The following is an 18,877-nucleotide window of genomic DNA, read 5'->3' as shown; positions in this document are numbered from 1 at the left end:
TGCCGCTCAGTCCCGGAGTATCGCCTTGATCAGCACCCGCGAGACCTGATCGGCCGAGTAGGGCTTGGGCAGGAATTCAAAGCCTTCGTAGCCACTGTCAGCCAGCTCCTCGCTGTAGCCGGAGGTCAATACCACCGGCAGGTCGGCGCGACGTTGGCGCAGCTCCTTGGCCATGGCCACGCCGGTCATGCCAGGCATCACCACGTCCGAAAAAACCGCATCGAAGGCCAACGCCTTCGGACCCGCCAGGCGCAGGGCGTGTTCGGCATCGGTAGCCCACGTGGTCTGGTAGCCCAGATCCTGCAGGATCTGGCTGGCAAAGCGCCCCACCTCCAGATTGTCTTCCACGATCAGCACATGGCACTGCGTGGTGTCATGGACAGGCGTCGGTTCGTCCTGTGGGCGGTGTTGTGTCGAGTCCTGGGCCGCGACCTGCGGCAGGTACAGGGTAAACACCGAGCCCTGGCCCAGGGTGCTGGCTACATCGATATTGCCTCCCGACTGCTTGGCGAAGCCGAATACTTGGGACAGCCCCAGCCCCGTGCCTTTGCCCACGGCCTTGGTGGTAAAAAACGGTTCGAAAATGCGCTCGACGGTGTCGCCGGGAATGCCGGGGCCGGTGTCGGCCAGGGCAATGGCGATATGCGGCTGGCGCGAACCGGCCTCGCCGCGTATGCGCGGCAGGGGCTGTTGACCGGTCAGGCGCAAGGTGAGGGTGCCGTGACCGTCCATGGCGTCCCGCGCATTGAGGGCGATGTTGATCAGTGCGGTTTCGAACTGGCTTGAATCTATCCGCGCAAAACACGGCTGCGTCGGTAACTCCACCCGTACCTGGATGCGCGCACCGGTGACGCTTTCGAGCATTTCGCCGATATTTTGCACGCGCTGGCCGACGTCGAAGACTTCCGGGTTCAGCGGCTGGCGCCGGGCGAAGGCGAGCAACTGGCTGGTCAACTTGCTGGCGCGCTCGACGGTGTCCGAGACCGCGCTCATGTAACGCTGGCGGCGTTCTTCAGAGAGCCCTGGCTGGCGCAGAAAATCCACCGAGGAACGGATGATGGTCAGCAGGTTATTGAAGTCGTGGGCCACGCCCCCGGTTAATTGGCCGATGGCTTCCAGCTTCTGCGATTGGCGCAGGGCGGCTTCGGTCTGGGCCAGCGCCAGGGTGCGCTCTTCGACGCGCTGCTCCAGGGTGGTGTTGAGTTCGGCGTAGGCGGCCAGGCCGGCGCGCACATCGGCGTCGGCACGCACGCGCTCGATATAGGCCCAGGAGCGCTCGGTGACTTCCCGCAGCACCGCCAGGTCGTAATGCGACCACGGCCGCGCAACTTTGTCATGCACCGCCATCAGGGCGGTAAGACGGCCGTTGCGGATCAGCGGCATGCAGATGGTGGCGGTCACCCCCAGCGTCTGGAATTGCTCGGCCTCGTGGGGCGGCAGTTCGCGCAAGTTGTTGTGAATCACCAGCGGCTCACCGGCGCGCAGGCACTTGACCGCGCGTTCGCCAAACGCCGCAAGGCTATAACGACCGATAATGCTCGGCGAGCCGGGGGCGGTCCAGTTGTCGCGGATGGTGAAGCCGTCTTCATCGGCATCCATATCGGCGTAGGCGCAATTGCTCACCTGCAAGTGCTCGGCCAGCAGGCGGGTGGTGTCAGTCATGATCGCCTGGGCGTCGTTGGCGTTGGCCACCGCGTTGCCGATGGCGTCCAGCAACGCCAGGCGGCGCGCGTGAAACACCGTGGCGGTGGTTTCGGTGACGGTATCGAGCATGCCGACCACTTTGCCTCGCGGATCGCGGATCGGGCTGTAGCAGAACGTGAAGTACGCCTGTTCCGGTGCGGGCCCGCGTTCGATTACCAGCGGGAAATTCTCGATATAGGTGGCGTGCCCTTCGAAGGCCGCGCTGGCGATGGGACGCACTTCGTCCCACACCTCGCTCCAGATTTCGCTGAACGGACGGCCCAGAGCGTAGGGCTTGTTGCCCAGGATCGGAATAAACGCATCATTGTAGAGCGTGATCAGTTGCGGCCCCCAGACGATTGCCTGAGGGAAACTCGACGCGAAACACAGCGCAACGGTGGTCTTCAAGACATCTGGCCACTGCTCCAATGGCCCCAGGGGCGTACTTGCCCAATCATGCTGACGAACCTGTTCGGCCATGTCGCTGCTGCTTTGCAGCCAATTCATCATTGGGGTCACACCTTGTTTGCCACAGTCTGTCGTCGCCTGGAGTGCCCAGGCTGCCAAGCTACAGACCGGAATGCCCGCCGCCAGTTCAGCGGATTATCCACGAGATGGCATTTTGATGCTCTATTCGTTTGAGGGGCGACGAGGGCGGTCAACCACCCTCTATTGCTGCGGAGTGCCGAACATGGCGGTCCAATAGATGCCCGCATCGCTCTTGGGGTCCATGGCATAGGCCGCGCCCAGTTCGCGAAACTGCGGGTTCATCAGGTTGGCGCAATGGCCGGGGCTGGCGAGCCAGCCGTCCACCACCTTGCGCGGAGTATCCAGGCCGGCGGCGATGTTTTCCCCAATGGATTTGGCGGTATAGCCGGCCAGTTCCGCACGGTCACCTGGGGTTCTGCCCTCATGGTCCAGATGATCGAAGAAGTTGCCGTTGGCCATGTTGCGCGTGTGGCCGTTGGCTGCGGCGGCCAGGGTGTCGTTCCAGGCCAGCGGGGTGGTGGCGGTAAACGCTTGGGTGCCGCACTGGTGCGCTTGAGCGCGGGCGGCATTGACCAGACTGAGCAATTGCTTGCCTTCGGTCTGCCAGTCGCCCCGGCCGCTGGACAGCAGCGGGCGCGCCAGCACGATGCGCCAGTCCTGGCCCGTGTTGCTCACGCCGATGTCGACGTATTGCGGGTCCAGCACCACCCGGCAGAAGCTCTCGCTTACTGCCTTCATGGCCGCAGCGGCATCCTTGGGCCCGGACAGGCTGATGGCCTGCACATTCACCATCGGGTACGCCGCCCGCGCCAGCGCCTGCTGCAGGTCGCCGGCGTTATTGGCTGGCAGCACCAGGCGCGCGTCGCTGGTCAGCGGCGGCAACTCCTGGGAACCCTGATCGCCGCAGCGTTGCACCTGGCTGCGGTAGGCATTGATCTGTTGTACCAACTGACTTTCTTCATTCGCCATCGCGCTGGCGCAGAACACCGTACTGGCGGCCAGCGTCGTAAGACCCATCATCAATGACAGAACGCGCATGGACGTTACCCTTGAGCTTGAAAGTGCCCATGATGCGCGAAGTAACCCGGTCCGGCGCAACGCCTTTTTTGTTTTTTTGCCTCAACGGGTGTTCAGCGGCGGCGTAACGCTGGCAATGCGGCAAACTGCCATCGCAGCGGCCAGAACGATCAGCCCCACCGCGACGCGGAACGTGACGTGCAGTCCATGGGTGACAGATTCAGGCGTGGCGTGGATGACATCCGGACTGGCCCAGGTGAATACCGCGCCCAATGCTGAGGTGCCGAGGATCAGGCCCAGGTTGCGTGACAGGTTGAGCAGGCCCGAGACCGTGCCGCGGCGGGAGGCGTCCACGTCGCTCATCACCGCGGTGTTGTTGGCGGCTTGGAACAGGCTGTAGCCGCAGGTCAGAATCACCAGCGCGCCCAGATAAGCCATCAGCCCCGACGCCAGGGACAGCAGCAGCGCGCCGCCCAGCAATGTGCTTAGCCCGACCAATGTGACGCGGCGGCTGCCCAGGCGGTCGGTCAGGCGTCCGGCCGGCACGCCGGTGAGCGCGGCGACACCCGGCCCTACAGCCATTGCCAGGCCCATCCATTCAGGCGCGAGGCCCAGGCCGCGAGACAGGTAAAACGGCCCGACCACAAAGGTGGTCATGATCACCGCCGACACCAGCGCGCTCATGGCCAGGCCGGCGCGTAATGGCGCGGCTTTCAAGGGCGACCACAGGCTGCCGGGTACGCGTGCGTGCGGCAGATCCACCGGCAGATAGCGCCAGGCCAGGGCGGCGGCCAATACCCCCAGGGGCGTGCCCACCATAAACAACGCGTGCCAACCCCATAGGCTGAGCAACACGCCGCCGACACTGGGGCCCATCGCCGTACCGAGTGCCGACATGGTGCCCAGCAGGCCCATGACTCGGCCGATACGCTCCTTGGATACGGTATCGCCCACCAGACCCATGGCCATGGCCATCATGCTTGCCGCGCCGAGGCCTTGCAGCACACGCGCGGCGATCAAGCCATTCAATGAGGGGGCAACGCCGCACACGGTGCTCGCCACCGCGAACAGCAACAGCCCAGCAATCAACACCCGACGGCGCCCCAGGCGATCACCCAAACGACCCGCACTGACGATCACCGCCGTGATGCCCAGCAGGTACGCCAGCACCACCCACTGCACCGCCGGGAACGCTGCATTGAAGGTCTGTGCCAGCGTCGGCAGGCCGACGTTGGCGATGCTGGTGCCCAGCGAGGCCAGCAGCATGGACAAGCACAGGCTGACTAGAGCACCGCGCGAAGAGATGGGCATGGGGAACTCCTTGACTGAAGGTGACTGACAGAACTCTACGGCCTGGCCTAACATGGCGGAAGACACATGGATTGCATTAAATACCTGCATAAAACGCCTGCTTGGGAGCGCTGATGCCTGATCTGAACCTGTTGATCACCCTGGATGTGCTGCTCGCCGAGGGTAGCGTGGAACGTGCGGCCAAGCGCCTGCACTTGAGCCCTTCGGCCATGAGCCGGGCCTTGGCGCGTCTGCGGCACACCACGGGCGATCCGTTGTTGGTGCGTGCCGGTCGTGGCTTGGTGCCGACGCCTCATGCGTTGGCGTTGCGCGAGCAGGTCAGCCGCTTGGTGCAGGAGGCCCAGGCGGCCCTGCGCCCGGCGCAAGCGGTGGACATGGCCCAGGTCGAGCGCACCTTTACGTTGCGCACCAGCGAAGAGTTCATCGAGTGTTTCGGCGCCGCGTTGCTCCGGCGTATCGCTCAAGAAGCGCCGGACGTGCGTCTGCGTCTGCTGAGTAAAACCGACAAGGACACCGCACCGCTGCGCGACGCCCGTGTGGATCTGGACATCGGCGTGGTCGACCCCAGCGCCGGCCCCGAGGTGCTGACCCAGGCGCTGTTCCGCGATCGCTTGGTGGGCGTGGTGCGCAACGGCCATCCCCTCAGTCGCGGCACGGTCAGCCTGCAACGCTACGCCGAAGGCCAACACCTCTATGTGTCGCGGCGAGGCCAGGACCGTGGCCAGATCGACGATGCCCTGCAAGCCCTGGGCGTTACGCGGCAGATCCACACCATAGTCGCCGGGTTCGCCACTGCCATCGCCCTGGCACGGGACACCGACCTGATAGCCAGCGTCCCCGAACGCTATATTGCCCAGCGCAACGAGCTGTTCTGCTTTGAACTGCCGCTGAGCCTGCCCACCTTCAGCGTAGCCATGCTTTGGCACCCGCGACTGGACGCGGACCCGGCCCACCGCTGGCTGCGCGGCTGCCTGCGTGAGGTGTGCGGGCCATGAACCGGGTGTAACAGGTACAATCGCCGCTGCCTTGAAGCCCAACCCCCAGGAATGTGCATGTTCAGCCTTACCCGTTACACCACGCCGTGCCCCGAGCCTATCAATGGTCAGATCCTGCAGATGGTGGTGGACAACCTCACCGATATCAGCAGCGTCGCGCTGCCCCCCAGCAACCTGCTGTACAACATCTACCAATACGCCATCGGCTTCGAGGTGCACTTGTATCTGGAGGCGCTGAACGGTGAGAAGGGCATTGCGGTCGAGCTGGTGGTGGCGACGGATGCCCAGGACCCGGAACAGGTCATTGGGTTTCTGTTGTGTTTACCGGTCAAGGATGACCCCGAGGCCTGCGGCATTCCCTTTATGGCCGTGCAGGCCGGTTCGCGGCGCCACGGGGTAGGGCGCGCCATGATGCAGGACGTGCTGGCTCGCTACCCCCATGCGGAGCTGGCTTGCTCGGTGGAAAAGGTGCCGGCCTTCGAGGCCATGGGGTTCCAGGTGCGCGGCGCACGCGATACCCAGGTGCTGATGAACACGCGTAACTACGGCACCGACGGGCTGATGGGCGTGCTGGACGTGGCCGCGATCTACCGCTCCCTTGAGGTGCAGCAGATCCATACCTACCTGCTGCAACGGCACGGCAAACGCGCGATGGTCGACGCCGAGCGCCAGCGCGACCGCCACTTGGATCAGCTGGCGCGCAAGGTGCAGGCGTTCGTCACGGGCGAGCGCGGTTAATCATCGCTGCAATGATCGCCTGCAATTCCTGCTGTGCTTCTTCACGGCTGACCTCGCCATTGGCCGCTGCGTGGGACAACGCTTCGGCCGCCCCGAGCATGGCCCTCAAGCCGGCTTGAGGCACTGTGCCGGAGGGGGCGAAGGGCGCCAGAGCATCGCGGCATTTGTCGAGGAAGATCGCTTCGTACTTGCGCTTGAGGGTTTCCAGTTCCGGGGAACTGTTCAAGGCCGCGATCACGCCTGGGATTTCCCGCCCCTGCAATAGCACACAATCGATGTAGCACGCGGCAATCACCCCAGCGCGGCCTTCCAGGGTGGCGTCGCTGGTGTCGAGTGCGTCGACAAACGCCTGGTTCTGGCGCGCGTCGAAATCTTCGTACAGCGCCGCCAGTAACCCCGCACGGGTGACAAAATGGTCGTAGACCACCGGCTTGGTGACGCCGGCCAGTTCTGCCACACGGCCCAGGGTCAGGGCATCGGTGCCTTCATCGCGCACCAGCTGCCAGGCCACCTCCAATAATTGTTGCAGGCGATCTTCACGGGACAGACGACGGCGGGGTGCAGGAGATTCGTGGCTTGACATGCTTATATACCAAAAGTAACTTACTGTTCGTAACTTAAGCCCAGAGCCTAAACCGAACCGGAGTGAATGTCATGCACGCACTGATCGTTGTCGCCCATCACGACCCACAATCCCTGACCCACAGCATTGCCGCCCAGGTTGCCCATGGCCTGCGCCTATCGGATCACACCTCTGAAATCGCCGACCTCGCCGCCGAGGGCTTCGACCCGCGTTACAGCGCTGCCGACCATCGGGTGCATCGCGAACGCGCCGCACCACCGGCCGATGTGCTGGCCGAACAGGCCCGCATCGACCGCGCCGATGCGTTGGTTCTGGTGTTTCCCATTTATTGGTGGTCGATGCCCGGCCTGCTCAAGGGTTGGATTGACCGTGTATTCGTCAACGGTTGGGCCATCGACTACGGCCCGGACACCCCGGTGGTGAAAAAACTCGGGCATTTACACGTGCACCTGCTGGCGCTTGGCGCGGCGGACTTCAGCGCGTACGAACGGCATGGTTATGCCCAATCGATGCACACGCAGATTGACTACGGCATCTTTGATTACTGTGGCGCGAAGGTGCTCACGTCCGACCTGCTACTGGACTCGGAAAGCGGCAGCGCAGAGGCCCATTTGAGCACCGCGAGAACCGTGGGCCAGGGGCTGTTCAAGGCCGAAACGGTGGCGGGCTGACTTACCCGTCGCGAAACAGGTCGTGGGCGTCCAGCAGGCGGTAGGCGATCTCCGGGCGTTTTTCCATGCCCCGGCGAATCGCCGCCGGAATCGCTTGGCGGGTTTTGCGACATAGCCCGGGCAGGTCGTCGATGACGATCTGAATGCCGCGCATGCTTTTGACTTCGGTGTGGCCCGGCGCGATGTGTACGCGGATGCCCAGCAGTTCGTACATGCGTTGTTGCATGCGTTCCAGGTCTTGCAGGTTTTGCAGGTTTTCCAGGCGTTCGAGCAGGCGTTTTTCTTCCTGGCGGGTGAGGCCGAGGATGCGCAGGTCCGCGTCGGGCGCTTGCAGCAATTGTTCGCGCTCGCATACGCAGGCGCCGGGTGGGCAGGGTTGGCGAATGTTCATGTTCAGTCCTCCCCATTCCGGCGCGCCGGGCTCAATAGGTCAGCGCGACACCCAGGCTGCTCAAAGCCTTCCAGTAGTCGGGATAGGTTTTGGCCACGCAGTCCGGGTCCTGGATGCGAATGCCCGCCACCTTCAACCCGGCCAGGGCAAAGCACATGGCGATGCGATGGTCGGCGTGGGTGTCGATCAGCGCGGTGCAGGCGGTGCCGGCCAACGCCGGGTCGCTGGCCACCAGCAGGTCGTCGCCTTCGATGGTCGCCAGGCCGGGGTGGATTTCATTCAGGCCGTCATGCAGCGCCTGCACCCGGTCACATTCCTTGACGCGTAGGTTGGCCAGTTCGGTAAAGCGTACCGGGGTGTTGTTGAACGCCGCCAGCACTGCCAGGGTGGGGATCGCGTCCTGCATCTGCGAGCCCACCACGATGGCCTGCATGTCAGGGAACTGGGCGATCACCGCCTGCGCCTTAGCGTCCGGCTGGGTGAAATCCTGGGCCGCTACACCGATGTCGATACGCCCGCCAGTCAACACTTCGGCGGCCCACAGGTAGGTGGCGGCGGAGGCATCGGGTTCGATCAGGTAGTCATGGGCGGTGTAGCCAGTGGGGGCGACGCGCCAAGTGGTATCGTCGACGGCATCGACCTGCGCTCCGAAGGCGCGCATGCAGTCCAGGGTCAGGTCCACATAGCCACGGGCGCCGATGTCCTTGCCGGTCAGCGCCACTTCAATCGGCGCTTCACCGCAGGCGGCAAGCATCAGCAGGGCCGATACGTATTGGCTGGACAACCCGCCGTCGATCTCGAAGCGCTTGGCCTGCACCTTGCCCGTGCCTTGCACGGTGACTGGCGGGCAGCCGCTCGGGCTGTCGACCTGGATGCCGTTCTGCCCGAGGGTGGCCAGCAGCGGGCCAATGGGGCGCTTGCGCATGTAGTCGTCGCCATCGAGCACCACGGTGCCTTGCACGGTGGCCACGGCGGCGGTGAGAAAGCGCATGGCGGTGCCGGCGTTGCCGAGGAACAGCGGTTGCGCCGGCAACTGCAACTTGGCCTGACCGGTGACCACGAACGTGGTGTCGTCCGGCTCCTCAATGGTCACGCCCATCTGGCGCAGGGCCACCGACATGTGGCGGGTATCGTCGCTTTTCAGTGCACCACTCAAACGGCTGGTGCCCTTGGCCAGGGCCGCCAGCAGCAATGCACGGTTGGTAATGGATTTGGAGCCGGGGGGCGCGACCTTGCCGATGAGCGGGGCGTTGGGCGGGGTAACGGTCACGGTTTTCTGCGAACTCAAGGTACAAGGCTCCTGATTCAAGGCAAGGTGGCACGGAGTGGCCGACGGGGCGGACCCGAATAATCGGGCATTGATGCCGTGCTGTCGAGGCTTAGCGCTGGCTCGACCAGTAATCATGCAACGCCCGCGCCGCCGGTTCGATCTGGCCGGCGCGCTGCTGGTGGGCCTGGATATCCAGGTCGGCGGGCAATTCAAAGTTGTCCTGTTCGGCGCACCAGGAGATTTTCTCCAGGTTCGCTGCCTGTTCCGTCGGCAGCGGCGGCCAGTTACCGATGGCAGCACCACGGATGTAGCCGAAGCACCATTCTTCAGCCAGGGTTACCGTCTGTGCCCGATGCTCGGTTTCGTCGAAGCGCGGCGTGAAGCCCGGGGCGTCGCCGGCCAGTTGCGCCGCCAGGGTGTTGAGGTGGCGCACGCACAGGTCCAGAAACTGCTGCGCCTCGTCGGCGCTTTCCCACTCGGGGTTCTGGCCGCCCCAGATCGCCGGAAACCACTCGGCGATGTCTACCGGCGCCGGGCCGGAGACCAGCGCGGTGAAGTAGCCGTCGAGTTCGGCCACGTTCAACACGGAGTGGTCATCGCCGTACTTGAGCAGGGTGTCTTCCAGGGCGGCGAAATCGGCGGGGGCGAGGGGCTGGGCGTGCATGGGCATATCCTTTAAACGTCGAACGCCGCGCACTGCGCGGCTCAAAGCACGAAGGATGGCGTGTGCGCGGGGTTTTATCCAGCCTCTTTTCCATCCCGCTGGCCAGTCCCGCTTTTGGCCGATGCGCCGTCGCGCACCCTTGTTATAGTCTGGGCCTTCTCCTTCGCCAGTCAGGGATCATGGCCATGTCCGAATACCAAGCCTTTGTCGTCGAACTCAACGGCAACGTTGCCCATGTGCAGATCAACCGCCCGGAAAAAATCAACGCGATGAATGCCGCGTTCTGGACCGAGATCATCGACATTTTCCAATGGATCGACGACACCGATGCCGTGCGCGCCGTGGTGCTCAGCGGTGCCGGCAAGCATTTTTCCTCCGGTATCGACCTGATGATGCTGGCCTCGGTGGCCAATGACCTGGGCAAAGACGTGGGCCGCAACGCGCGCTTGCTGCGGCGCAAGATTCTCGAACTGCAAGCTTCATTCAATGCCGTGGACAATTGCCGCAAGCCAGTGCTGGCGGCGATCCAGGGCTATTGCATCGGTGGCGCCATCGACCTGATCAGTGCCTGTGACATGCGCTATGCCGCCGAAGATGCGCAGTTCTCTATCAAGGAAATCGATATCGGCATGGCCGCCGACGTCGGCACGCTGCAACGCCTGCCGCGCATCATCGGCGACGGTATGCTGCGCGAACTGGCTTACACCGGGCGCATGTTCGGCGCAGAAGAGGCGCGAAGCATCGGCCTGGTCAACCGTGTGTATGCCGATCACGACAGCCTGTTGGCCGGCGTGCTGGAGATCGCTCGGGACATCGCGGCCAAATCGCCGATTGCCGTGACCGGCACCAAGGCAATGATCAGCTATATGCGTGACCATACGGTCAATGACGGGCTGGAATACGTTGCCACCTGGAACTCGGCTATGTTGCAATCCAACGACCTGCGTGTGGCCATCGCGGCCCATATGAGCAAGCAGACACCCGAATTCGTGGATTGATAGACATGACCCCAGGCTGGATTACCACAACGCTTCTGGACAACGACACCCCTGGCGGCTGGGCTGTCGCCCGCAGCCGCGAAGGCTTTTTACATGACGCCAATGGCCCGCTGTTTCCGCGGGAGTGGCTCAAGCGTCAGGACCTTTCGGTGTTCGCCGAACACGGTATCGGCCACCTCGACGGCGAGCCGGTGTACCTGCTGGAGCTAAACGCCCCCAGCGATGTGCTCGGCTGCAGTTGGCAGGGCTTGCGCGGTTTTATGCTGCAAGGCGATCACACCCTGTACAAAGTGCTGGGTTACGCCGCGCAGATCGGCACCTGGGCCCGCGAGCACCGCTTTTGCGGCAGCTGCGGCCTGGCCATGGTGCAAGTGCCACGCGAACGCGCAATGTATTGCCAGGCGTGCGACCTACGCAGTTACCCGCGCATCTCGCCGAGCATGATCGTGCTGGTGACCCGTGGCGACGAAATCCTGCTGGCCCGTTCGCCGCGCTTTGTGACCGGGGTCTACAGCACGTTGGCCGGGTTTGCCGAGCCGGGGGAGTCGGCCGAAGACTGCCTGATTCGCGAGGTGCGCGAGGAAGTGCAGGTGGAGGTACAGAATATCCAGTACATGGGCAGCCAGTGCTGGCCGTTCCCCCATTCGATGATGCTCGGCTTCCATGCCGAGTACGCCGGTGGCGACATCGTGCCCCAGGCCGACGAGATCGAGGACGCGCAGTGGTTCAACATCCATGACCTGCCGCCGTTGCCGGCGTCGCGTTCGATTGCGCGCTACCTGATCGACCTCTATGTGGCGCGCCGCTTAGGCCACGCTGAACCAGTGCTGCCAGGCTAAGCGCACGGTCAGGCCGAGGACCACGGTGATAAACACCGGACGAATGAATTTGGCGCCGCCGCTGATCGCGCTGCGAGCGCCAAAGAAGGCCCCGCCCATCACGGAAATCCCCATCGCCAGGCCGACTATCCAGTCCACCGAACCGTTGAAGATAAACACCGACAGCGCTGCCGCGTTGCTGACGAAGTTCATGCTGCGCGCCACACCGCTGGCCTTGACCAGGTCGATGGGGTGCAGCAGCAGGGTGCTGACGGTCCAGAACGCCCCGGTGCCCGGGCCTGCTACGCCATCGTAGAAGCCCAGGCCGAAGCCTTGGGTGGCCTGCCACTTTTTCTTGATCGGCGCGTCGACGTCCAGCGGCGCCTTGGGCGTGCCGCCGAACAGCAGGTAAAGGCCGCAGGCGAATACGATCACCGGCAGCATTTTGTTCAGGGCCTCGGCTGGCAGGTAGTGGGCGACCACCGCACCGGCCAGCGCGCCCACCAGCGTGCCGACGATGGCGTGCATCCATTGACGCGGGTGAAACAGCTTGCGGCGGTAAAACGTGAAACTGGCGGTGGCCGAGCCGAACGTGGAACTGAGCTTGTTGGTGCCCAGCACCAAGTGCGGCGGCATGCCGGCGGTGAGCAGCGCGGGGGTGGTCAACAGCCCGCCACCGCCGGCGATGGCATCGATAAAACCGGCAATAAAGGCCACGATGGCGAGGATGGCGAGGGTGGTGAGGTCAACGCTGAGTTCGAAGGGCATGGGCAGGGCTTATGGTTGGCAGGGCGCTATGCGGAAGGTCGCCATCTTACCTGCCGAATGTATGCTGAACCAACTGTGGGAGGGTGCCTACCCCCCGATTGCGGTGTATCAGTGACAGATAAGCTGACTGACACATCGCCATCGGGGGCAGCCCCATCCCACCTATTTGGCTATTTGTGGGTGCCCAGCCACTCCAGCGCGGTGCGCCAGATGCAAATCCCCAGAAAGTACGCCGACATCAGCGACCACAAGCCGAATGTCCACGGATTGGTGTTGGGATAATCCACGACCATCAAAAAGCTGCACAGCAACCAGATGGTGGTCACCGCGATATTGATCGGCATAAAGCGCTTGACCCGAAACGGGTGCAGAAACTTCATCGGCGTGACGGTCAGCAGGGCCAAACCGATGACCGTCAGCAAGGTGACCCACGCGTCCGGCTGGATGATGTACACGCACAGGGCTACCACGTTCCAGGCGGCGGGGAAGCCGACGAAGTAGTTGTCCTTGCTTTTCATATTGACGTTGCAGAAGCAGAACAAGGACGACACCAGGATCACCGACACGGTAAACAGATGGGTGAACTCCGGCAGGTCGATGTAGCGGTAGATAAACAGCGCGGGGATAAACACGTAGGTGAGGTAATCGATCACCAAATCCAGCACCGAACCGTCGAAGCTCGGCAGCACCGTGCTGACATTGACGCGCCGCGCCAGGGAGCCGTCGAGGCCATCCACCACCAGCGCCAGGCCCAGCCACAGCAGGCAAGCCTTAGGCGAGTTTTCCAGCAGGGCCAGGGTGGCCAGGAAGGCCAGGACCACACCGGTGGCGGTAAAGCCGTGGGCGCCCCAGGCTTTGATTCTGGCTACATGCAGGGTCGATATCACGGGCGGTTCTCCAAAGGTGGAACGGGGCAGCCGACAACGTGACGCGGTCGAGTCTGGCCGGGGAATGCAGGTATCGACCGGGAAGGGGGGGATAAGGTTCACCGCCCGGCGTCTTGCTTAGGGTAGCAAGCGTAGGACGTTTCGGCATCAGCTCTGGCGAAACACCAGGGCTTTGAGGCCACTTTGTGGGTCGACGTCGGGAAATTCCGGCGGGTTCGCCAGGCGCTGTACGAAATGCAGCCCCGGCGCTTCGCGGGTCACGCCATCGATCAGGAAGTCTTCGCCGAAGGCCGGATCGTTCATGCACGCCAGCACCGTGCCCTGAGCGGTCAGCAGTTCCGGCAGGCGTCGCAGCACGCGCTGATAGTCCTTGGTCAGCAGAAAACTGCCTTTCTGGAACGATGGCGGGTCGATGATCACCAGATCATAGGGGCCGTTGTTGATCACTTTTGCCCAGGATTTGAACAGGTCATGGCCAAGAAACGTGACGCCGCTCAGGTCATGGCCGTTGAGCCGATGATTATCGCGGCCACGGCTCAGGGCGCCGCGCGCCATGTCCAGATTCACCACATGCTCGGCACCGCCTTCGATGGCCGCCACGGAAAAGCCGCAGGTGTAGGCAAACAGATTGAGCACGCGCTGGCCCTTGGCCTGTTCGCGCACCCATTGGCGCCCGTAGCGCATATCGAGGAACAACCCGGTGTTCTGCTTTTTACCCAGGTCGATCAGGTAACGCAGGCCGCCCTCGGTGATGATCCGCTCGTCGATCGCTTGCCCCACCAGCCATTCGGTGGTGCTTTGTGGCAAGTAACGGTGTTGCAGGGCAACCGTGTGCGCGCTGAACTCGCTTTGCAGCAGCTGTTTCAGGGCTTCCAGCTGTGCCGCCTGCGGCTCCTTGAATAACGAGACCAGCAGCACGCCTTGCAACCAATCCACCGTCAGTTGCTCCAGGCCCGGCCAGCAACGGCCACGGCCGTGGAACAGGCGTCGGGTTTCACTGGGCGGGTTGGCCAGGGCCGTCAGCAGGTGAGCGTGGAGGGTAGCGAGTGCGTCTGGGGTCATCGTTGAGCATCGGGTTGTTGAGCGGGCGGCATTTTAACCACACGCGAGGATTGGAGCGGTATGAAGTGACACACAACGGCCTGAATTTGAGCGCTACAAGGCGGCAATCAGAGCAGGCCCAAAGGCGTCCTTGAGGAAATTCGGCGCGATATATCGCTGGTAATGCGCCTCGGACAACAGGAAAAACTCCCGATCAATGGCATCGCGCAAATCCGCCAGATGGCGTTCGCGAAACTCCGGCAACAGCGCCAGACCGTAAGCATCCAGGCGGGAGATCACCCGCGCACCGCGCGCGATCAACTGATACGCCCAGCAATATGGCGACTGCTGGGGCATAAAACGGATCTGGCGGTCCTGCAACTGCTGACGCAAGCGTTCGGGGTCGAACACTTCCAACTTGCTGGCCATCACCTGCACCAGCAACTGCTCCAGACGCTGCCACACCGCGCGCTTTTCCTCGGCGTTGTAGCCATTCCACTGGATCACTTCATGGTGATAACGCTTGCAACCCCGGCAGACCAGGTCACCGTACACGGTGGAGCACAGGCCGACGCAGGGGGTCTTGATGGTTTGGTTAGGCATAAAAGGCTATTAGCAAAGTCTGTAGCGCCCCGCGGCGCCCATGTTGGGGCGGGCAAGCCCGCTCCCACATTGATGCGTGTTCGTGGATCAGTCCCAGCTCAGCGCACCGCCGGTCTGGTACTCGATCACGCGGGTTTCGAAGAAGTTTTTCTCTTTCTTCAAGTCCATGATCTCGCTCATCCATGGGAACGGGTTGGTGGTCCCTGGATACTCTTCCTTCAAGCCAATCTGCGACAGGCGACGGTTAGCGATGAACTTGAGGTAATCCTCCATCATCGCCGCGTTCATGCCCAATACACCGCGCGGCATGGTGTCGCGCGCGTATTCGATCTCCAGTTGGGTCCCTTGCAGGATCATCTGGGTCGCTTCTTCCTTCATCTCGGCATCCCACAGGTGTGGGTTTTCGATTTTGATCTGGTTGATCACGTCGATACCGAAGTTCAGGTGCATCGATTCGTCGCGCAGGATGTATTGGAACTGCTCGGCCACGCCGGTCATTTTGTTGCGGCGGCCCATTGAGAGGATCTGGGTGAAGCCGCAATAGAAGAAGATGCCTTCCAGTACGCAGTAGTAGGCGACCAGGTTGCGCAGCAGTTCTTTGTCGGTGTCGACGGTGCCGGTTTCGAACTTCGGGTCGGAGATCGAACGGGTGTACTTCAGGCCCCAGGCGGCTTTCTTCGCCACCGATGGGATCTCGTGGTACATGTTGAAGATCTCGCCTTCATCCATGGCCAACGATTCGATGCAGTACTGGTAGGCGTGGGTGTGGATCGCCTCTTCGAAGGCCTGGCGCAGGATGTACTGGCGGCACTCCGGGTTGGTGATCAGGCGGTACACGGCCAGCACCAGGTTGTTGGCGACCAACGAATCGGCAGTGGAGAAGAAGCCCAGGTTACGCATGACGATACGGCGTTCGTCGTCGGTAAGGCCTTCAGGGTTTTTCCACAGCGCGATGTCGGCGGTCATGTTGACCTCTTGCGGCATCCAGTGGTTGGCGCAGCCGTCGAGGTATTTCTGCCAGGCCCAGTCGTACTTGAAGGGCACCAGCTGGTTGAGGTCGGCGCGGCAGTTGATCATGCGCTTTTCGTCGACGGCGACGCGGGCGGAGGCGCCTTCGAGTTCGGCGAGGCCTTCGGCGATGTCCAGTTTGTCCAGGGCGGCCTTGGCGCGCACGATGGCGGCGGAGTCATTGGCGGTGACGGCGCGGGCTTCAATGGCGGCGGCGGCGCCGGCACCGTCGAGGCGGTCCATGTTGGCTTCGGTGGCGTGGCCGGCGTTGGCGCCTTTGATCACCGCTGGGCCGGTGTCTTCGTTGTCGACTTCATCCCAACTCAGCATCGAAATATTCCTTCCTGGTCTGTTCTGACGGGGGGTGGGCCCGTCCAAAAATTAGATGATTTGCAGGCTTCAAGGCATTGAAATACTGCGCAGAGTGTGGTCGGTTAACACCGATGTCGCACACTATGTAGTGGTCTGTTTTGTTTGTGGGCACACTATATGGTGTGTAACAGGCTTGGTCAAACCCGCCAAGCAGGATACGTCGTCGCATGCTTGTAAAGGGCTGGGCGCATCGCCTGACGGCTGCACGAGGACACGACGAAGCAAAAAATCGACGTATAGCCTAGGCCGCATCAGTCGCCAGACTTGCCGGCACCCTCACGCAGCAGGGCTTCGAAGACACGCTGCACGCGCGCGTCGTCGCTGTGGGCCACATTAAAGCGCATCGAATCGCGATGGATCGGGTCGTAGCCGAATAACGCCCCCGGCGCCAGCACCATGCTGCGTTTCAACGCCTCCTGGGCCAGTAGTTCGCCGTTTACCCCCGGCGGTAGGCGCGCCCAGATAAACATGCCGCCTTCGTAGGCCATCGGCAGTTCACAACCACAACGCCTGAGCCATTGCTCCACGCGACCACCGGCCTCCATCAGCCGTTGCACCATGCGTTTGCGGTGCTTGGCGTAGCTGCCTTCGCTGAGCATGCGGTAGACGATCTGCTCGAACAGCTCCGAGGTCACGCCGCCGCTCATCAACTTCATATTGGTCAGGTTGGCCGCCAATTGCGGCGCGGCCACCACGTAGCTGACGCGGGTGTTGGCGCTGAGGATCTTGGAAAACCCCGACAGGTAAGTCACCTGCTCAAGACCGGCGAGGCTGGCCAGGCGTGGCGGTGGGTTGGGGTGCAAGTCACCGTAGAGGTCGTCTTCGACAATATGGCAGTGGTAATGCTGGGTCAGCTGCAGCAGGCGGAACGCTTGGCTCGGGCTGAACGAATGGCCGGTGGGGTTATGCAGCACGCTGGTGGTCAGGTACAGGTTGGGACGGTGTTCGGCCAGCAGCTGTTCCAGAGCGGTAAAGTCGAAACCGTCCGGGCGACGCTGGATGGTCACCACCTTGACCCCATGCAGCGCCAAATTGGCGTGGAAGTTGAAATAACACGGGGCATCCAGCAACACCGTATCGCCGGGGCGCGCCAGCAGGCGCATAAGCATGTCCAAGCCTTGCACGGTGTTAGGGGTGGTGATGATTTGCTCCACCGGCACCGACAATCCGTCACCGTGCAACTTGTGTTGCAGGGCCTGGCGCAGCGGTAGTAGACCGGCTGGCGTACCCAGCCCGGCGATGCGCAGCGACGGCGCGCGCACCACGCTGCGCATGGCCTGGCGGAGCGCGTCGCTGTTCAACCACGCTTCGGGCAAATGGCCGCCGCCGGGGCGCAGGTCGCCGTCGGTGGTCACCAGCGGGCGACGCAAGACGCTGAGCAGGTCCTGGGGCAGTAGGTCGACCCAGGTCGACGACGCTGGCCGCGTGCTGCCCATCGCCACAAAGTAGCCGCGGCCCTGGCTGGAGGTCAGCAGGTTGCGGCCGCGCAGACGGTCGAGGGCTTCGTTGAGGGTGAATTTGCTGACGCTCAGGGTCTGGGTCAACTCGCGCACCGATGGCAATTTGCTACCCGGTGCCCATTCGCCGTTTTCAATAGCCTGGCTGAACGCTTCGACGATCTGCTGCACCTTCGGCGTGCCGTCCACAAAGGCGATGGCGGATACAAACATAAACCTTCCTTGTCTTTGCTGGTGCTTTTACCGGTGAAGTGAGGCCGGATTAGGCATCACTTTACCTGCCTGGTGCAACGTAGCTCCTCTAGACTGCCGGCCACCTCGCTTGGATACGGCGATTTTCCCTGCAAGTGAGCAATGGATTCCGCGTTTCTTATGACGACTTATATGTGCGCATCCAGAAACCGCTGAGAGTCGAAGAGGGGGCTCAAGGCCAAGACAGTCGACTCTCCTACCCAAGGACCAGGATCATGACAACCTCATTAACGCTGTCCTCGTTTCTCTACTTTCTGTTGTTTTGCGCCACCATGACCTTCAGCCCTGGCCCCATGACCCTGCTCTTGCTGAGCCTGGGCTTGAAGGACGGACTGCGCAGTTCGATCCCGGCGCAGATCGGCGCCAGTGTGTCGTACCTGATTTCGATCCTGATCTTTGCCGTGGGCTTCTCGGAACTGATCAAGGGCAATCTGGCCATTACTCAGACCATCCAGTTTGTCGGCGTCGCCTACATCCTGTACCTGGCCTACAAACAGTGGACCAGCAACGGCGTGTCGATCGACAGGGCAGGAGCCGTGGAAGGTTCGCGCAGCCTGTTTGGCAAAGGCTTGCTGACTGGGTTTTCCAACCCCAAGACCATCATTATGTTCAGCGCGGTGTTGCCGCAGTTCGCCGGGGCCGGGGAGCACAGCTCGGCGGCGGACATCGCCATCCTCGGGCTGACCTTTCTGCTGCTGCAATTCGCCAGCGGCTGCTTGTATTGCTACTTCGGTCAGCGCATCAAGCATGTGCTGGAAAACCCCCAGCGCCGCGTGTTGTTGCAGCGCGCCACGGCGGTGCTGCTGTTGGGGGTCGCATTAATGCTTGCGCGGGGTTTCTCCCACTGAGCAACGCCTTTAT

19 protein-coding genes are annotated in these 18,877 nt (G+C 62.6%); 6 read left to right on the top strand and 13 right to left on the bottom strand.

The features are described 5' to 3' along the window. Window positions 1-6: 6 nt before the first annotated feature. The 3 genes from K1567_RS04135 to K1567_RS04125 all read right to left on the bottom strand — a co-directional run bounded on the left by K1567_RS04135 (window position 7) and on the right by K1567_RS04125 (window position 4,500). On the bottom strand, window positions 7-2,193 hold the full coding sequence (locus tag K1567_RS04135) for a GAF domain-containing protein (protein WP_220698165.1): 2,187 nt from the start codon (window positions 2,191-2,193) through the stop codon (window positions 7-9). 159 nt (window positions 2,194-2,352) lie between these two features. Next, window positions 2,353-3,210, bottom strand: a complete 858-nt coding sequence (locus K1567_RS04130) for a CAP domain-containing protein (protein WP_034097167.1) — start codon at window positions 3,208-3,210, stop codon at window positions 2,353-2,355. Between the two features lie 81 nt (window positions 3,211-3,291). After that, the gene (locus K1567_RS04125) at window positions 3,292-4,500 is read right to left on the bottom strand and encodes an MFS transporter (protein ID WP_220698164.1); all 1,209 of its coding nucleotides are present in this window, start codon (window positions 4,498-4,500) and stop codon (window positions 3,292-3,294) included. Between the two features lie 113 nt (window positions 4,501-4,613). Here K1567_RS04125 and K1567_RS04120 point away from each other — a divergent pair, with 113 nt between their 5' ends. After that, on the top strand, window positions 4,614-5,495 hold the full coding sequence (locus tag K1567_RS04120) for a LysR family transcriptional regulator (RefSeq protein ID WP_169903227.1): 882 nt from the start codon (window positions 4,614-4,616) through the stop codon (window positions 5,493-5,495). A 57-nt stretch (window positions 5,496-5,552) separates the two neighbouring features. Continuing rightward, window positions 5,553-6,233, top strand: a complete 681-nt coding sequence (locus K1567_RS04115) for a GNAT family N-acetyltransferase (RefSeq protein ID WP_034097172.1) — start codon at window positions 5,553-5,555, stop codon at window positions 6,231-6,233. Here the strand turns inward: K1567_RS04115 and K1567_RS04110 are convergent. After that, the gene (locus K1567_RS04110) at window positions 6,214-6,816 is read right to left on the bottom strand and encodes a TetR/AcrR family transcriptional regulator (RefSeq protein ID WP_213549485.1); all 603 of its coding nucleotides are present in this window, start codon (window positions 6,814-6,816) and stop codon (window positions 6,214-6,216) included. The genes K1567_RS04115 and K1567_RS04110 overlap by 20 nt on opposite strands. Before the next feature lie 71 nt (window positions 6,817-6,887). On the opposite strand from K1567_RS04110, the gene K1567_RS04105 reads away from it, so the two are divergent. Beyond that, the gene (locus tag K1567_RS04105) at window positions 6,888-7,487 is read left to right on the top strand and encodes an NAD(P)H-dependent oxidoreductase (RefSeq protein ID WP_047881958.1); all 600 of its coding nucleotides are present in this window, start codon (window positions 6,888-6,890) and stop codon (window positions 7,485-7,487) included. A gap of 1 nt (window position 7,488) precedes the next feature. Here K1567_RS04105 and K1567_RS04100 read toward each other — a convergent pair whose 3' ends face one another. From K1567_RS04100 to K1567_RS04090, 3 genes are all read right to left on the bottom strand, one after another. Next, window positions 7,489-7,878, bottom strand: coding sequence for a hypothetical protein (locus K1567_RS04100; protein WP_034113272.1), 390 nt, complete (start codon window positions 7,876-7,878; stop codon window positions 7,489-7,491). A 31-nt stretch (window positions 7,879-7,909) separates the two neighbouring features. Then, on the bottom strand, window positions 7,910-9,166 hold the full coding sequence (aroA, locus tag K1567_RS04095; RefSeq protein ID WP_220698163.1) for a 3-phosphoshikimate 1-carboxyvinyltransferase: 1,257 nt from the start codon (window positions 9,164-9,166) through the stop codon (window positions 7,910-7,912). A 91-nt stretch (window positions 9,167-9,257) separates the two neighbouring features. Continuing rightward, on the bottom strand, window positions 9,258-9,812 hold the full coding sequence (locus K1567_RS04090) for a UPF0149 family protein (RefSeq protein WP_034137994.1): 555 nt from the start codon (window positions 9,810-9,812) through the stop codon (window positions 9,258-9,260). A gap of 185 nt (window positions 9,813-9,997) precedes the next feature. Between K1567_RS04090 and K1567_RS04085 the strand changes: the two genes are divergently transcribed. Then, window positions 9,998-10,810, top strand: a complete 813-nt coding sequence (locus K1567_RS04085; RefSeq protein WP_034097182.1) for a crotonase/enoyl-CoA hydratase family protein — start codon at window positions 9,998-10,000, stop codon at window positions 10,808-10,810. 5 nt (window positions 10,811-10,815) lie between these two features. Next, a complete protein-coding gene (gene nudC / locus K1567_RS04080; protein WP_034097183.1) occupies window positions 10,816-11,649 on the top strand; it encodes an NAD(+) diphosphatase in 834 nt (277 codons plus the stop codon). Here the strand turns inward: nudC and K1567_RS04075 are convergent. The 6 genes from K1567_RS04075 to K1567_RS04050 all read right to left on the bottom strand — a co-directional run bounded on the left by K1567_RS04075 (window position 11,617) and on the right by K1567_RS04050 (window position 17,977). Continuing rightward, window positions 11,617-12,396 carry a TSUP family transporter gene (locus K1567_RS04075; protein WP_034097184.1) on the bottom strand — a complete coding sequence of 260 codons (780 nt, stop codon included), beginning with the start codon at window positions 12,394-12,396 and terminating at the stop codon, window positions 11,617-11,619. The two genes, nudC and K1567_RS04075, sit on opposite strands and share 33 nt — an antisense overlap. A gap of 170 nt (window positions 12,397-12,566) precedes the next feature. After that, window positions 12,567-13,283 (bottom strand): phosphatidylcholine synthase, encoded by a 717-nt coding sequence (pcsA, locus tag K1567_RS04070; RefSeq protein WP_034097185.1) that lies wholly within the window; start codon window positions 13,281-13,283, stop codon window positions 12,567-12,569. Between the two features lie 147 nt (window positions 13,284-13,430). After that, window positions 13,431-14,345, bottom strand: a complete 915-nt coding sequence (locus K1567_RS04065) for a class I SAM-dependent methyltransferase (protein WP_169903230.1) — start codon at window positions 14,343-14,345, stop codon at window positions 13,431-13,433. 93 nt (window positions 14,346-14,438) lie between these two features. Continuing rightward, a complete protein-coding gene (locus K1567_RS04060) occupies window positions 14,439-14,927 on the bottom strand; it encodes a DUF1289 domain-containing protein (protein ID WP_034097187.1) in 489 nt (162 codons plus the stop codon). Between the two features lie 87 nt (window positions 14,928-15,014). After that, complete coding sequence (locus K1567_RS04055) at window positions 15,015-16,265, bottom strand: ribonucleotide-diphosphate reductase subunit beta (RefSeq protein WP_034114938.1); 1,251 nt, start codon at window positions 16,263-16,265, stop codon at window positions 15,015-15,017. 293 nt (window positions 16,266-16,558) lie between these two features. Beyond that, entirely contained in the window at window positions 16,559-17,977 is a 1,419-nt protein-coding gene (locus tag K1567_RS04050; protein WP_220698162.1) for a PLP-dependent aminotransferase family protein, read from the bottom strand. Window positions 17,978-18,231: 254 nt separating this feature from the next. Between K1567_RS04050 and K1567_RS04045 the strand changes: the two genes are divergently transcribed. Then, entirely contained in the window at window positions 18,232-18,864 is a 633-nt protein-coding gene (locus K1567_RS04045; protein ID WP_220698161.1) for a LysE family translocator, read from the top strand. Window positions 18,865-18,877 lie beyond the last annotated feature (13 nt).

The sequence above is a fragment of the Pseudomonas sp. S5F11 genome (assembly GCF_019641515.1).
In the GTDB taxonomy this organism is placed as follows: Bacteria; Pseudomonadota; Gammaproteobacteria; order Pseudomonadales; family Pseudomonadaceae; genus Aquipseudomonas; species Aquipseudomonas rhodesiae.
Note: the sequence above shows the minus strand (reverse complement) of the source record. Positions and strands in the feature narration are given on the sequence as shown.

Excerpts from the sequence above, each read along its gene's own strand:
- K1567_RS04120 (WP_169903227.1), top strand. The coding sequence starts at position 4,614 with ATGCCTGATCTGAACCTGTTGATCACCCTGGATGTGCTGCTCGCCGAG.
- K1567_RS04090 (WP_034137994.1), bottom strand. The coding sequence starts at position 9,812 with ATGCACGCCCAGCCCCTCGCCCCCGCCGATTTCGCCGCCCTGGAAGAC.
- K1567_RS04050 (WP_220698162.1), bottom strand. The coding sequence starts at position 17,977 with ATGTTTGTATCCGCCATCGCCTTTGTGGACGGCACGCCGAAGGTGCAG.
- nudC (WP_034097183.1), top strand. The coding sequence starts at position 10,816 with ATGACCCCAGGCTGGATTACCACAACGCTTCTGGACAACGACACCCCT.
- K1567_RS04105 (WP_047881958.1), top strand. The coding sequence starts at position 6,888 with ATGCACGCACTGATCGTTGTCGCCCATCACGACCCACAATCCCTGACC.
- K1567_RS04115 (WP_034097172.1), top strand. The coding sequence starts at position 5,553 with ATGTTCAGCCTTACCCGTTACACCACGCCGTGCCCCGAGCCTATCAAT.
- K1567_RS04085 (WP_034097182.1), top strand. The coding sequence starts at position 9,998 with ATGTCCGAATACCAAGCCTTTGTCGTCGAACTCAACGGCAACGTTGCC.
- K1567_RS04130 (WP_034097167.1), bottom strand. The coding sequence starts at position 3,210 with ATGCGCGTTCTGTCATTGATGATGGGTCTTACGACGCTGGCCGCCAGT.
- K1567_RS04065 (WP_169903230.1), bottom strand. The coding sequence starts at position 14,345 with ATGACCCCAGACGCACTCGCTACCCTCCACGCTCACCTGCTGACGGCC.
- K1567_RS04135 (WP_220698165.1), bottom strand. The coding sequence starts at position 2,193 with ATGATGAATTGGCTGCAAAGCAGCAGCGACATGGCCGAACAGGTTCGT.
- K1567_RS04075 (WP_034097184.1), bottom strand. The coding sequence starts at position 12,396 with ATGCCCTTCGAACTCAGCGTTGACCTCACCACCCTCGCCATCCTCGCC.
- K1567_RS04100 (WP_034113272.1), bottom strand. The coding sequence starts at position 7,878 with ATGAACATTCGCCAACCCTGCCCACCCGGCGCCTGCGTATGCGAGCGC.
- K1567_RS04125 (WP_220698164.1), bottom strand. The coding sequence starts at position 4,500 with ATGCCCATCTCTTCGCGCGGTGCTCTAGTCAGCCTGTGCTTGTCCATG.
- K1567_RS04060 (WP_034097187.1), bottom strand. The coding sequence starts at position 14,927 with ATGCCTAACCAAACCATCAAGACCCCCTGCGTCGGCCTGTGCTCCACC.
- K1567_RS04045 (WP_220698161.1), top strand. The coding sequence starts at position 18,232 with ATGACAACCTCATTAACGCTGTCCTCGTTTCTCTACTTTCTGTTGTTT.
- K1567_RS04110 (WP_213549485.1), bottom strand. The coding sequence starts at position 6,816 with ATGTCAAGCCACGAATCTCCTGCACCCCGCCGTCGTCTGTCCCGTGAA.
- K1567_RS04055 (WP_034114938.1), bottom strand. The coding sequence starts at position 16,265 with ATGCTGAGTTGGGATGAAGTCGACAACGAAGACACCGGCCCAGCGGTG.